The organism is uncultured Flavobacterium sp. (assembly GCF_963975005.1).
Lineage (GTDB): Bacteria > Bacteroidota > Bacteroidia > Flavobacteriales > Flavobacteriaceae > Flavobacterium.
Map to the genome: position 1 here is coordinate 1 of NZ_CAXBFR010000078.1, position 13112 is coordinate 13112.

The 13112-nt window shown below is 31.0% G+C and carries 14 protein-coding genes; 9 read left to right on the plus strand and 5 right to left on the minus strand.

Features of this window, described 5'->3' with window-relative positions; genetic code table 11:
- Nucleotides 1–560 precede the first annotated feature (560 nt).
- From AACZ53_RS09940 to AACZ53_RS09950, 3 genes are read left to right on the plus strand one after another with little or no spacing between them, the layout of a single operon-like run.
- Complete coding sequence (locus tag AACZ53_RS09940; protein ID WP_339837775.1) at nt 561–1556, plus strand: efflux RND transporter periplasmic adaptor subunit; 996 nt, start codon at nt 561–563, stop codon at nt 1554–1556.
- The gene (locus AACZ53_RS09945) at nt 1553–2815 is read left to right on the plus strand and encodes an FtsX-like permease family protein (protein WP_339837777.1); all 1263 of its coding nucleotides are present in this window, start codon (nt 1553–1555) and stop codon (nt 2813–2815) included. Before AACZ53_RS09940 ends, AACZ53_RS09945 begins: the two co-directional genes overlap by 4 nt.
- Nucleotide 2816: 1 nt before the next feature.
- Complete coding sequence (locus AACZ53_RS09950; RefSeq protein WP_339837780.1) at nt 2817–3491, plus strand: ABC transporter ATP-binding protein; 675 nt, start codon at nt 2817–2819, stop codon at nt 3489–3491.
- A gap of 741 nt (nt 3492–4232) precedes the next feature.
- Here AACZ53_RS09950 and AACZ53_RS09955 read toward each other — a convergent pair.
- On the minus strand, nt 4233–4463 hold the full coding sequence (locus AACZ53_RS09955) for a hypothetical protein (protein WP_339837783.1): 231 nt from the start codon (nt 4461–4463) through the stop codon (nt 4233–4235).
- A gap of 150 nt (nt 4464–4613) precedes the next feature.
- On the opposite strand from AACZ53_RS09955, the gene AACZ53_RS09960 reads away from it, so the two are divergent.
- Nucleotides 4614–5039 (plus strand): SseB family protein, encoded by a 426-nt coding sequence (locus AACZ53_RS09960; RefSeq protein ID WP_339837786.1) that lies wholly within the window; start codon nt 4614–4616, stop codon nt 5037–5039.
- A gap of 37 nt (nt 5040–5076) precedes the next feature.
- On the opposite strand, the gene AACZ53_RS09965 is transcribed toward AACZ53_RS09960, so the two are convergent.
- Together AACZ53_RS09965 and AACZ53_RS09970 are read right to left on the minus strand one after the other, a co-directional pair.
- Nucleotides 5077–5619, minus strand: coding sequence for a hypothetical protein (locus tag AACZ53_RS09965; protein ID WP_339837789.1), 543 nt, complete (start codon nt 5617–5619; stop codon nt 5077–5079).
- Nucleotide 5620: 1 nt separating this feature from the next.
- Nucleotides 5621–6535, minus strand: a complete 915-nt coding sequence (locus AACZ53_RS09970) for a hypothetical protein (RefSeq protein ID WP_339837792.1) — start codon at nt 6533–6535, stop codon at nt 5621–5623.
- A gap of 86 nt (nt 6536–6621) precedes the next feature.
- Between AACZ53_RS09970 and AACZ53_RS09975 the strand changes: the two genes are divergently transcribed.
- Nucleotides 6622–7596: an SIMPL domain-containing protein gene (locus tag AACZ53_RS09975; RefSeq protein ID WP_339837795.1), complete on the plus strand. Its 975-nt coding sequence runs from the start codon at nt 6622–6624 to the stop codon at nt 7594–7596.
- Between the two features lie 71 nt (nt 7597–7667).
- Here AACZ53_RS09975 and AACZ53_RS09980 read toward each other — a convergent pair whose 3' ends face one another.
- Both AACZ53_RS09980 and AACZ53_RS09985 read right to left on the minus strand, forming a co-directional pair.
- The gene (locus AACZ53_RS09980) at nt 7668–8045 is read right to left on the minus strand and encodes a YchJ family protein (protein WP_339837798.1); all 378 of its coding nucleotides are present in this window, start codon (nt 8043–8045) and stop codon (nt 7668–7670) included.
- Entirely contained in the window at nt 8046–8639 is a 594-nt protein-coding gene (locus AACZ53_RS09985; protein ID WP_339837801.1) for a hypothetical protein, read from the minus strand.
- A 147-nt stretch (nt 8640–8786) separates the two neighbouring features.
- Here AACZ53_RS09985 and AACZ53_RS09990 point away from each other — a divergent pair, with 147 nt between their 5' ends.
- The 4 genes from AACZ53_RS09990 (at nt 8787) to AACZ53_RS10005 (ending at nt 12990) form a co-directional block, all read left to right on the plus strand.
- Nucleotides 8787–10037 carry an FAD/NAD(P)-binding oxidoreductase gene (locus AACZ53_RS09990; RefSeq protein WP_339837804.1) on the plus strand — a complete coding sequence of 417 codons (1251 nt, stop codon included), beginning with the start codon at nt 8787–8789 and terminating at the stop codon, nt 10035–10037.
- 55 nt (nt 10038–10092) lie between these two features.
- Nucleotides 10093–10725: a Crp/Fnr family transcriptional regulator gene (locus tag AACZ53_RS09995; RefSeq protein WP_339837807.1), complete on the plus strand. Its 633-nt coding sequence runs from the start codon at nt 10093–10095 to the stop codon at nt 10723–10725.
- On the plus strand, nt 10722–11513 hold the full coding sequence (locus AACZ53_RS10000; RefSeq protein WP_339837811.1) for a sulfite exporter TauE/SafE family protein: 792 nt from the start codon (nt 10722–10724) through the stop codon (nt 11511–11513). Before AACZ53_RS09995 ends, AACZ53_RS10000 begins: the two co-directional genes overlap by 4 nt.
- Before the next feature lie 67 nt (nt 11514–11580).
- Nucleotides 11581–12990 (plus strand): MBL fold metallo-hydrolase, encoded by a 1410-nt coding sequence (locus AACZ53_RS10005; protein ID WP_339837814.1) that lies wholly within the window; start codon nt 11581–11583, stop codon nt 12988–12990.
- The last annotated feature ends 122 nt before the right edge of the window (nt 12991–13112 follow it).

Here is a 13112-nt window from a genome sequence, read left to right on the forward strand (position 1 = left end):
TTCTTGTGGAAAATGGAACGCGGATGAAACGGATTGACTGCGTCAAACGCGGATGAAACGGATTTTTTTTAGGAACACAGATTAAAGAAATTTTTATAATTTTTATAATTTACATAGTTTGTGGTTTTACTTGTGTTGTAGCTTACCTAATATTTCTAAATTCTAAATTCTGACTTCTTACTTCTGACTTCTTACTTCTTGTGGAAAATGGAACGCGGATGAAACGGATTGACTGCGTCAAACGCGGATGGGCACAGATTTATTAGTTTGTGGACAGTTTTTTAACCACATAGGCACATAGGTTTTTGCTTGAAAAGAGGTGCTTTGCTTGGGATAGGGTTACATAGATGTTTTGTGTAATGTACTCCTCTAATCTCCTTACACCTTTCTCTTTCAACTTACAACATGATAATTATCAGTTAAATAAAAGTTTAAAACTCTTATCTTTATGCTATTATTTAAAGTGTACCCTAATGCGAAAGTTTTTTCTATTTCTAATATTGAGTCTGTTTGTATTGGCTTGTCAAAAAGATGAACATATTACACCTCAACGCCTTAATATGACGGAATCTATTTATAGTTCTGTTATCATTCAACCCGATAGCTTGTATGAAGTATATGCTGTTATTTCGGGTATACTAGAGCATAGTTTTGTAGAAGAAGGTGATCCTGTGAGAAAAGACCAAGCCTTGTTTCAGGTAATTAATACAGCTCCCGAATTAAATGCTAAAAATGCTAAGCTTGCTTTGGAATTAGCGAATGATAATTACAGTGGTGGAATTACAGTGCTTCAGAGTATTAAAGATGAAATTAATGCTGCTCTATTGAAATATAAGAATGATTCCATCAATTACTTTAGACAAAAGAATCTTTGGGATCAAAAAATAGGTTCTAAAATTGAATTCGACACTAAAAAATTGAATTATGATTTAGCAAAAAACAACTTAACAACTCTTCAAAGTAAATTAAACCGAACTAAAAATGAATTGTTAATCACCGTTAAACAAGCTAAAAATAATTACAATACTTCTCTTGTCGCTACTAAAGATTATACGGTTAAAAGCAGTATCACCGGAAAAGTTTATGCGCTTCATAAAAATCTAGGGGAACTAATTAATACCGTAACCCCTATAGCAACTTTAGGAAGCGGTAGTCAGTTTATTATTGAAATGTTAGTAGATGAAGTGGATATTGTTAAGGTAGCCAAAGGACAAGAGGTCATTATAAATCTGGATGCTTACAAAGGTGAGATTTTTACAGCCAAAGTGACTAAAATATTACCTCAAAAAGATGAACGCAATCAGACTTTTAAAGTTGAAGCTGTTTTTAATACCCCACCTAAAGTACTTTACCCAGGTTTATCGGGTGAAGCTAATATTGTAATTGGCAAACGAGAAAATATACTAGCCATTCCGATAGCTTATTTACTTGATGATGATAAAGTAAAAACAGATGCTGGAATAGTAACCATAACAACTGGCTTGCGCAACATGGAATATATAGAAGTCCTATCTGGGATTACTGAAAAAACACTACTTTATAAAACGGAGAAATGATCAATTGGACTGTTATCTTAACGATTGCTAAAACGCATTTAATTACAAAGATTAAACAGACTTCTGTGGCTGCCCTTGGTGTAACGTTTGGTATTGGGGCTTATATTACTTTAGTAAGTTTTATGACGGGTTTAAATACGATGTTAGATAATTTGATGTTGAATCAAACCCCACACATTCATATCTATAACGAAATTGAACCTTCTAAAGAACAACCTATTGCTTTATATGATAAATTGGTAAACAGTACCCATATTGTGCATTCGATAAAACCCAAACTAAGTCAGAAAAAAATACACAATGCTTTGCCTTTAATGAAGTATTTGAATGAAGATGCTAATGTTAAAGGAGCTATTCCGCAAATTAAAGCCCAAATCTTTTACATTGCGGGTTCTATAGAAATTGCTGGGAACTTGACAGGAATTAATGCTTTAGAAGAAGCCCGGTTATTCAATTTAAAGGATTATATCATAGAAGGTTCTGCCGAAGCCTTAAACCATAATGAAAATGGTATTTTATTAGGTGTGGGTATTGCCAAAAAGATGTCGCTTCGTGTTGGAGATAGAATACAAATAAGCACCATAAAAGGAGATGTCTTTCCGCTTAGAATTGTGGGACTCTATCAAAGTGGAGTTAAGGATGTGGATGCCATTCAAAGTTTTTCAAATCTTAAAACGGTGCAACGCATTTTAGGAGAAGCAGAAAATTATATTACAGATATCAACATTAAACTAAACAACATAGAAATGGCTTTGCCTATGGCTAAAGACATAGAGCGACAATTTGAACTGAAAGCCATAGACATTAACACTGCAAATGCTCAGTTTGAGACGGGAACTACAGTTAGAAACTTAATTACTTATGCGGTTTCCATTACCTTATTAATCGTAGCTGGTTTTGGAATCTATAACATTTTAAACATGCTTATTTATGAAAAGATTAATGATATAGCCATACTAAAAGCAATTGGATTCTCGGGTAGGGATGTTCAAATGATATTTATGAGTCAAGCCATGATTATTGGTTTTGTAGGAGGTGTTTTAGGTTTGCTCTTAGGTTTTGGCTTATCTAGTCTCATAAGTACTATTCCTTTTGAAACGGAAGCTTTGCCAACTATTAAGACCTACCCTATTAATTTCAACCCTTGGTTTTATGGTATTGGAATAGTGTTCGCTTTACTATCAACTTTTTTTGCGGGGTATTTGCCTGCTCAAAAAGCCAAAAAAATAGATCCAGTAAAAATCATTAGAGGACAATAAGATGCGTACAGTTTTAGAAGCACAAAACATCAATAAGTATTTTGAAAAGCCAGCTCGTTTTCATGTGTTAAAGGATATTAACTTTAAAATTGAAAAAGGAGAGTTTGTGTCTATTATGGGAAAATCGGGATGTGGTAAATCGACCCTACTTTATATTCTTTCTACTATGGATACTGAATATGAAGGTACTTTATTACTAAACAATCAAGTCATTAGTGGGCAAAGTAGTAATAAGTTATCCTACATAAGAAACAAGCATATTGGTTTTGTTTTTCAGTTTCATTATTTATTAGCTGATTTTACAGTTTTAGAAAACATAATGCTTCCTGCAAAAAAGCTGGGAGAAAAATCATTAGTAGAAATAGAACAAGATGCTTATGAGAAACTAAAACTCTTAAAGATTGAACATTTGGCACTTAAGAAAGCGTCTCAGGTTTCTGGTGGAGAAAAACAACGTGTTGCCATTGCTAGAGCGCTTATCAATAATCCTTCAATAATTATGGGTGATGAACCTACAGGTAACTTAGACAGTTATAACGCAGATAATGTTTTTACTATTTTTAGAGAATTATGCGACAAACAACATTTGTCATTGCTTATTGTAACGCATGATGAAGATTTTGCCAAACGAACAGACAGAATTATTCAAATGGAAGATGGTGTTATTGTGGGGTAAAGCATTTATAAGTTAATCTATTTGTAAACTTGTTGTTGTGAGAAATGGTTCAGGATGAAAAAATTGTGTTTCTTGACTCATAATTCACAATTAAAATCACCTCTTTTCTTTCAGAATATAATAATTCAAAGACGCATAGAAAATTATATTTACAATAATATTGAAGTAGGTAAAAAGCTTAACGTTTTGAATAATAGTATTGGAGACCAAGTAATAACTTTTAAAGAAAAACAGTAGACTCAATCCAAAAAAGAAAATTAAAGGTGATACAATAAGAATGTATTTATTGGATTGAAAAAAGTAGAAATTATCTCTTTTTAATTGGTTAAAACTTTCAAACACAAAAAATAAAATATACAGAAAAGCTCCAAAAATCAACGTGTAATAATTAAACTGCAAAGGTCCTTCCATAAATAAAAGGTTGACAAAGGCAAACAAACTAAATGCAATTATTGTTGCTACAATCAACTTTTTAGCTTTAAAAATCATGTACAAGATTCTAAACCATAAAATGGTACTAATTACAACCCTAAAGGTTATAAAAGTATCATAAGACAAATTATTAAACTTTAAATATATATTGCTTAATTCAGCCAAAACACTAATCCCTAGAATGTAAAAAAGGTATTGGTTAATTCTCTTTTTCGTTTTGAGTCTTAGTAAGGCATGAAAAAAAGTTAATAAAACTAAAAGCTTACTTATTATTGAAGGAGAATAAAGTAGTTCTAACATAATAGGTATTTAAAAGATGCTTTGATGAGGCTTAATAATGGTTTTTTCTTTAGTTTGAAAACTGTCAACCTCAAGTTCTATGGCGTAATTTGGAAAAATCATGCCGTTAGTATTCAACAAATTTCTTTTTTCTATAACTTCGTTTTCTTGAGTCGTTTTTAACTTAGCCTTAGCACTGTTATCTTTTACACAACCCACAAGTGAAACCAAAATAAATAGTATAAACAAAGTGCTTTTCATGGTGTTATATTGGTTTGTAGTTGCTGAAACAAAAGTCAGAAAAAAAGCCAATAAAAGGGTCAGGAAAAACACCCTAATGTTATAAGAGTTTTTCCTATAAGTTTATGAAAAAGGATTAATTAGCTATCTTTGCCATCTTAAATAAATGAAATGTCAAATACAGATAACACTACTTTCAAGCCAGATAATACAAATTTATTAGCCAAAATAAAAGCCTTTCAAGCTAGTCAAAACCAAGAAACATTTATGGCAGTTTTGGAAGAATTACAAGGAGATAATGCATATTTACTTGTTCCAACTTCGAGTCCAGTTACTGGAGAAAATCCAGAAAAAGGTTGGAGCAATTTAGAAAAAGGAGCGCAATTATCGTTTACTTCGGTCTTTGAAACGGAAGGCAAATTGGTTATGGGCGTTTTTACTTCACAAGCTACTTTAATGAGTTGGGCTACTGAAACGAAACCTTTTGTAACGCTTGCTGCTAAAGAGGTTTTGGAGATTGCTGTTGAAAATAGAATAAGTCAACTTATTATAGATAGCAACCAGGAAAGTATGTTTGTTTTGGGGAGAACGGTTTAGTTAGTGAATAGTGATTTTACAATTCATAATTAAAAAATCATTCTATTTCTCCTAAGAAAAGTGTCCATACCTCTTTTGTAGTTGATCCGAAATTCTTTTCAACAGGTTTAAAAATTATCTTGCTAAAAACTTCTATACTGCAACGTTGGTTGGTTTCTATGACTTCTAAATTGTATTTGGTGGTCCAAAAGTCAGCGCCTACTATAGAATTTTCAAGAGCTGTTAATTTAAACTTGTAGTTTTTGTTTTCAATTTTATCTAGTAATTTATCTAGTAGTATGGGATTGTTTTCTGAAGTTACAAAATCAACTACTTTTATATTTTTTTGTATGAATAAATTATGAATAGCGTTTTTAATTGCTGTTTTTAATGAGTCTGAAGCTTCTTCGTTGGCATACAATTCCAAATAAGCATAATAATCTTTTACTTTAAACACCGCACTTTCTTGATAAACTTTAATGGCTTGAAAACTAAAATTAGATTTTATTGCCACTTTAGAGGATGCACTAGTATTGTTGCTCTGTCCGAAAGTAGTCAGTGCAAAAGTCAATAGTAAAAAAGTAAGGCCTTTAATTTTCATCTTATTGTTGTATGATTCGTATAAAATTTATTTGTTTGTTGGCTTCATTTTTAATTTCTAAAACTTTCATCTTCTTTAGCGAAGCACTTGGAATGATTAACTTTTCGGAGAATTCTTCTTTATTAAAATATTCAGCTCCTAAATTGTTCTTAAGCATCACAATCACTTCTAGATCATCTGAAAAAATCTTATTTAATTGTTCTTTTCGGGTTTGCCAGTCTTTAATGTCAGATTTCATAAAACCTTTCAACATCATGGCATAATCGTTAGGTTCTAATACAATATTTGGATGAGGATGCACATTGGTAACCATAATTTCCTTTTGCTCATAAAACGGACTGTTGATAACAACCTTAATACTATCTGTTGTTTTTATTTGCAATTCTGAATTGATAATTTCTACCGGAATTTCTGAACTATCACTTACAATAGTCGCTTTGATATCATCCATATTGATTTTATCATTGGTATAAGAATCTTTTACTTCTAGTGAATGCACATTGTCTTTTTCATAAATTAGATTATAAAAAACGAAAGCACTTATTGCAGTTATAACAAGTAATCCTGCCAACCATATTAACTTATTCTTGTTGCTTTTCATTACATTAAGTTGAGGTTCTGCAATCACAACTTTATGCTTAAACACATATTCCTCCCAGCCCGAAAACCCAATCAATTGCGATAAGATATTCAACATATCTTTTCTAGGTAATTTGTCATTCGTTTCTGGTTTTAAATGGGTATAAATCCACTTCTCACTAACGGTTTGTTTGACCTTTATTTCAATGAGTTCTATTAGATTTTGTATGTCTTGTGAACTAAAGGTTTTCCATGTCCCTTCAAAATAAGGATTATGCTCTTTATAGACAAAAAGCACATCGTTTTTAAGGTTTTGAAAAAGATCTAATGGATTCATTAATTAATTGGAGTCAAAAATAAACATACAGGTTTTCTATACCACTGTAAAAGTACTGTAAAAGTAAAGAAAAAACTTTATAGTCAATGGAAAGTTCATTTACCAAACGCTTTTTTTGGGCTATTAGTACTATTGCAGTAAATAATTTAAAATCTAAAAATATGAAAACAGGAATCACAAAAAGCAAAGCCCTTCTAATCTTCTTATTTATTGGCGCATTTAGTCAAGCCCAAATTAGCGGTAATCAAGTGTATGGCAATTCAAGTTCCACTAGCAATCGCTCGCAAAACAGCCAAATCCTTACGGTCAATAACAATGTGCTTTCGGTAAGTATTTCAATTCTTATGAATTCTAAAGCCGATGGTTTTGTACTGACTTTGGGACTAAACCAAGAAGCCGAAACCGTTAAAGCTTGTAACGCTCAAATAAATACTAGAATTGATGGATTTATGGCTAAAATTAAAACGTTGGGCATTAAAAAAGAGGATAGTTATATAGATTTTATTTCTCAAACCAAAGTATATGATTTTACTGTGGAAGGAACTACTGCCAAACAATTTGAAACAGGTTTTGAAATTAAGAAAAATATAATCATTACTACAAAAAACGTAAGTGATTTGGAAAAAATAATAACTATGGCTTCTGCATATGAAATTCATGATATCATTAAAGTAGACTATTTTAATGAGAATTCAGATCAGATCCACAATACCCTATTTGATGAAGCCTTAACAATGGCTGATGCTAAAAAAGACAAGTATTTAAAAGCGTTTAAAAAGAAAATTGTCGGAACTCCAGATGCAAATGAAGTTTTTGAGGTTTACTTTCCCAAAAACCAATACAAAGTTTATCAAGCATTTGAGAGTGCTGAAATTGAAACCAATTACAACAATAGAAATGTCAATTATATGAAAAAGTTAGCCCGAAAAAACAAGAGTTTCTATTATGATGGTGTTTCAACGGCTGGATTTGATAAAGTTATTAATCCGAACCAAACAGAAGTTGGTATTCAATATATGTTGACCTTGACGGTTTCTTATAAGATTGACACTTCGATTTAGGTTTTGTTTATTTTGTTTCAGGTTGTTAAGAAAAATATGAAACCCTTCAATCAATGGAAATAGATTAAATTTTACGCAAAAAATACACCATCAAAGTAATACCAAACTTTATCTTCTTTTTTAAAAGTAGATTTTTCATGATGAACTTGAGCCTCTTGTTTTTCATTTAGATAATAAGCTTTGAATTCAACTATATTTTCATAAGCTTCAATTACTTCTAGTTTTAACCAAGTATTGCTTTTGGACCATTTTAGAATCTCAGCATTGGAGTAATATTTTCGTTCAGAAATATGCGTTGTAGCAACTAAATAATCAGCATCATGAAGCACATAAGCTGAATATCTTGAACGCATTAATTGCTCTGGAGTTTTAGGAAATGCGGTTTTGTTGAGAAAAGGTTCGCAACAGTTTTTAAAAGGTTTGCCCGATTTACAATAACAGTTTTCCATTTATTTAATATAGTTTCTTTTAATTTCAATAAACGAGTTATTTGTGGTCAGTAACTCGTTTATTATTTCATGTCTTAATTCTTCCAAATCAATATAAGTCAAATACTTAAACCAATTATTTTCTAGTAAAACTTCTTTACATATTTTAATGCGTTTAGCGGTTTCAGATGCGTTTCTACAACATGAAATTCCATCATAATTGGGGTTATTTTTATGTTGAAAATCAACTGTTTTATGTTCAAAATCAACTTGAATATAAAATAAATTCTCTTGTTCGTTGTTTGGATAAAAGTCAGTCCATTTAGCATAACCCACTTTAATCTGAACTTTATTCAGATTTTTTTCAACTAAATTTGAATTTGCGCTTCTAACTTCACTCGAATCTAACTTCCACCTGCAATTTGCCGCTCTACCCCAATGGTTGGAAACCCTATATAAACCTTCCTCAGTAAAATAATAACTACTACCCGATTTACTTGAGTAATTAGGTTGTAGTTGTGTAATCTCTTGTAAGCTTACTTCTTTAAAGACACAAAACGTATGCTTGTGAAAATTATGTTTATTATATGCTTTTACTTTTGAAACAGAATTCATACTCATTATGTGAATTATTTTAATATTTCATAAATTATACACCCTATTAGTGCAAAATAGTTAACAAAATACTGTAGATGTAACATAAGTTACATTCTTATTTATTTGAATTAATACATTTACAGTATTAAACTAAAAACCATTACCATGAAAAACACCTATCAAATTTTAATTGTCGGAGCAGGAACTGGTGGAATTATGACTGCAGCACAATTACTTCGCAAAGATAAAACTTTAGAAATAGCAATTATAGATCCTTCCGAAAAACATGTATATCAACCAGCTTGGACACTTGTGGGTGGTGGAGCATTTAATTATGATAAGACAATGCGTCCAACTTCATCCGTAATTCCTAAAGGGGTGACTTGGATAAAAGACAAAGTAGTTTCACTAGAACCTGAAAACAATAGTTTAACCACAGCAGAAAGTGGTACGCTTTCTTATAACTATTTAGTTCTAGCTCCTGGCTTAGTTTATGATTTAGATGGTATTGAAGGCTTAAGAGAAAGTTTAGGCAAAAATGGTGTTTGCAGTAATTATACCGATCCAAATTATACATGGAAATTGATCAAAAATTTTAAAGGAGGAAATGCTGTATTTACGCAACCTATTACTCCTATTAAATGTGGTGGTGCCCCTCAAAAAATAGCTTATTTAGCCGCTGATTATTTTAGAAAACATAAAGTCAAAAACACAGAAGTAGTGTTTGCAACTCCAGGATCTGTAATCTTTGGAGTGAAAGAATTTGCCAAAACATTAATGCAAGTCATTTTTAACTATGGAATCCACTTTAAACCTCATTATGCACCCGTAAAGATTGATGGTGAAAAGAAATTGGTTTATTTTAAAAGTGTTGCACCCGAAGAAAATCAATGCGTTATTAATGAAGGAAATGTTTTAAATGAAGAGTTTCATGGTGAATCAGAAATCGTTATGCCTTATGATATTCTGCATTTAGCTCCACCACAAAGAGCTCCAGATTTTATAAGAAATTCATCTCTTGCCAATGCTCAAAAATGGTTAGATGTTGATATTTTAACCTTACAACATTTAAAGTTTAAAAATATATTTGGTCTTGGAGACGTAGCGGCTTTACCAACTGCAAAAACTGGAGCTGCTATTAGAAAACAAGCACCAGTTGTAGTTGAGAATATAATGACAATGATAAAAGAAAACAAATTAGGCCATTCTATATACGAAGGTTATTCTTCTTGTCCTTTGGTTACAGGTTATGGTAAAATGGTCTTAGCTGAATTCAAATATGATAATGTTAGAGATTCTGATCCTTTTTTATCAAAATTTGTAGATACTACAAAAGAAAATTGGAGCATGTGGATTCTTAAAAAATATGGATTACCTTACCTGTATTGGAATAAAATGATGAAGGGAAAAATGTAACATTAATTACATTACTTTTTACAGTTTTTTTTACCTTTACAAAAACAAAGATCAAATGAGAGAAGAATTATTTCAATCCTATAATTATATTTTTGAAGAAGAATTATTAGAAGAAATTAATAAAGTTGGAACATATAAAGAATTCAAAGCTGATGATTATTTGATAGAAATAGGAGATTATATTAAATCTATGCCATTACTATTAAATGGTGCTATAAAAATTCTTCGTGAAGATGACAAAGGTGATGAATTGTTGTTATACTTTTTAGAACGTGGAGATACTTGTGCCATGACATTAACCTGCTGTTTAGGAAATGCTAAAAGTAAAATTAGAGCTGTTGCTGAAACTGATGGTTCTTTAATTATGATTCCAGTTGAAAAAATGGAAGATTGGTTGACTAAATACAAAACCTGGAGAAATTTTGTTTTTGACAGTTATAATGTACGTTTAAAAGAGATGTTAGAAGCAATTGATACTTTAGCATTTATGAACTTAGACGAACGTTTGTATAAGTATTTAACTGATAAAGCAAAAGTTTTGGGTAAAACTGAAATCAACAATACACACCAAGAAATTGCTTACGAAATGCATACCTCTCGCGTGGTAATATCTAGACTTTTAAAAGCCTTAGAATTAAGAGGAAAAATTAAATTAAATAGAAATAATATAGAAATTTTAGAATTTTGAGTGAAATCTTTGGTTATATAGGAGCCTTGTTTATTGGATTAATCTTAGGCTTAACTGGTGGTGGAGGTTCTATTTTAACGGTTCCAATATTAGTTTATGTTTTACTAATCAATCCAGTAACAGCAACTGCTTATTCATTATTTATTGTGGGTACAACTTCCGTTTTTGGAGCTACTCAAAATTATTTTAAAGGATTAGTTGATGTTAAAACAGGTTTTTTGTTTGCTATACCCTCTTTTACGGCTGTTTATTTAACTAGAGATCAAATTGTACCTAGAATTCCAGATACTATACTAGAAACAAGTACAATTCTTTTAACTAAAGCTACTTTTTTAATGGCCTTTTTTGCCATAATTATGATATTTGCAGCTTATTCCATGTTAAAAAAGAAAAAAGAAACAACTGATAAAGATAAAAAAAGCAGTGTATTTAGTTTAATTATTCAAAATTTTATTATCGGTATTATTATAGGATTAGTTGGGGCGGGTGGAGGCTTTTTAATAATCCCATCGTTAGTCTTATTTGCTAAACTACCTATGAAAAAAGCAGTTGGAACATCTCTATTTATTATAGCTATGAACTCATTAATAGGATTTATGGGTGATGTACAAAATTTAACTATAGATTGGTTATTTCTGTTAAAATTTACATCCTTATCAATTGTAGGGATATTTATAGGTATGTATCTAAACAAATTTATAAACGAAAAGCAATTAAAAACAGGTTTTGGCTACTTTGTCCTAGCAATGGCATGTTTTATTTTGCTCAAAGAATTTTACTTTGTGTAACCTATGTTACTAATAAAAGTTAAATTAATGATTATATTTACAGTATTAAAAATAAAAAAATCATAGTATGAAAATAGAACAAATTTATACAGGATGTATTGCACATGCTGCTTATTATATTGAAAATAATGGTGAAGCGGCTATTTTTGATCCGTTAAGAGAAGTACAACCTTATATAGATAGAGCTGTTAAAGATAATGCGAAAATTAAATATATTTTTGAAACGCATTTTCATGCTGATTTCGTATCGGGTCATATTGATTTAGCGAAGAAAACAGGTGCTGAAATTATTTTTGGCCCAACGGCTAAATGTGGTTATGAATGTACAACTGCAGAAGACAATCAAGAATATAAAGTCGGTAATTATACAATAAAAGTAATTCACACTCCAGGTCATACTTTAGAAAGTACTTGTTACTTAGTCTCTGATGAAAACGGAAAAGCACATGGTTTAATTTCGGGAGATACATTATTTATTGGCGATGTTGGTCGTCCTGATTTAGCACAAAAATTAGTTGCTGATTTAACGCAAGATAAGTTAGCCGGTTATTTATATGATTCCCTTCGCAACAAAATTATGCCTTTGCCGGATGATTTAATTGTATATCCAAATCATGGTGCAGGAAGTGCATGTGGTAAAAACATGAGTAAAGAAACTACTGATACGCTAGGAAACCAAAAGAAAACCAATTACGCACTTCGTGCTGATATGACTAAAGAAGAGTTTAAAGCTGAGTTATTGGATGGATTAACACCTCCTCCAGCCTATTTCCCTCAGAATGTAATGATGAACATCAATGGATATGAAAGCTTAGATAGCATTATGACTAAAGCTGATAAACCTTTATCTCCAAAAGAATTTGAAACTGTAGCAAATCAAACCGAAGCTGTAGTGCTTGATGTGCGCAACGAAGATGAATATGTAAAAGAACATGTTCCGGGTTCGATATTTATTGGACTTCACGGTGGATTTGCTCCTTGGGTTGGTGCTTTAATTAGAGATGTAAAACAGCCTATCTTATTAATTACTCCAGAAGGACAAGAAGAAGAAACTATTACAAGATTGTCTCGTGTTGGTTTTGATAATACTTTAGGGTATTTAAAAGGTGGTCTAAAAGCATGGAAAGAAGCTGGTTTTGAAGTAGATTTCATTGAATCAGTTTCACCAGAAGAATTTGCAAAGCACTATAAGGAACTACCCGTGATTGATGCTAGAAAACCATCTGAATTTTCTGCTGAACATGTTGATAGTGCAAAAAACATTCCTTTAGATTATATCAATGATCAATTGGCTGAAGTTCCTAAAGATGATAAATTTTATGTGCATTGTGCTGGTGGCTATCGTTCAGTAATTTGGGCTTCCATTCTTAAAGCTAGAGGATATCACAATATGATAAACGTAGAAAAAGGAATGGGTGGGATTAGAAATACTGAAGTCCCTTTGACAGATTACGTTTGTCCAAGTACATTAAAATAATATTATTTTAAAATAAAAATAAAAAATCAGGTTAATTGCCTGATTTTTTTTTGTGAAAAGTTTAGAATTATAAACTATAAAAATTACATTTTTTTAAATACATTTGCCAAAAATTATAATAT

What these genes read in the sequence shown, in the direction of transcription:
- AACZ53_RS09940 (WP_339837775.1), top strand. Translation starts at nt 561, where the DNA reads ATGACGGAATCTATTTATAGTTCTGTTATCATTCAACCCGATAGCTTG.
- AACZ53_RS09945 (WP_339837777.1), top strand. Translation starts at nt 1,553, where the DNA reads ATGATCAATTGGACTGTTATCTTAACGATTGCTAAAACGCATTTAATT.
- AACZ53_RS09950 (WP_339837780.1), top strand. Translation starts at nt 2,817, where the DNA reads ATGCGTACAGTTTTAGAAGCACAAAACATCAATAAGTATTTTGAAAAG.
- AACZ53_RS09955 (WP_339837783.1), bottom strand. Translation starts at nt 4,463, where the DNA reads ATGAAAAGCACTTTGTTTATACTATTTATTTTGGTTTCACTTGTGGGT.
- AACZ53_RS09960 (WP_339837786.1), top strand. Translation starts at nt 4,614, where the DNA reads ATGTCAAATACAGATAACACTACTTTCAAGCCAGATAATACAAATTTA.
- AACZ53_RS09965 (WP_339837789.1), bottom strand. Translation starts at nt 5,619, where the DNA reads ATGAAAATTAAAGGCCTTACTTTTTTACTATTGACTTTTGCACTGACT.
- AACZ53_RS09970 (WP_339837792.1), bottom strand. Translation starts at nt 6,535, where the DNA reads ATGAATCCATTAGATCTTTTTCAAAACCTTAAAAACGATGTGCTTTTT.
- AACZ53_RS09975 (WP_339837795.1), top strand. Translation starts at nt 6,622, where the DNA reads ATGGAAAGTTCATTTACCAAACGCTTTTTTTGGGCTATTAGTACTATT.
- AACZ53_RS09980 (WP_339837798.1), bottom strand. Translation starts at nt 8,045, where the DNA reads ATGGAAAACTGTTATTGTAAATCGGGCAAACCTTTTAAAAACTGTTGC.
- AACZ53_RS09985 (WP_339837801.1), bottom strand. Translation starts at nt 8,639, where the DNA reads ATGAATTCTGTTTCAAAAGTAAAAGCATATAATAAACATAATTTTCAC.
- AACZ53_RS09990 (WP_339837804.1), top strand. Translation starts at nt 8,787, where the DNA reads ATGAAAAACACCTATCAAATTTTAATTGTCGGAGCAGGAACTGGTGGA.
- AACZ53_RS09995 (WP_339837807.1), top strand. Translation starts at nt 10,093, where the DNA reads ATGAGAGAAGAATTATTTCAATCCTATAATTATATTTTTGAAGAAGAA.
- AACZ53_RS10005 (WP_339837814.1), top strand. Translation starts at nt 11,581, where the DNA reads ATGAAAATAGAACAAATTTATACAGGATGTATTGCACATGCTGCTTAT.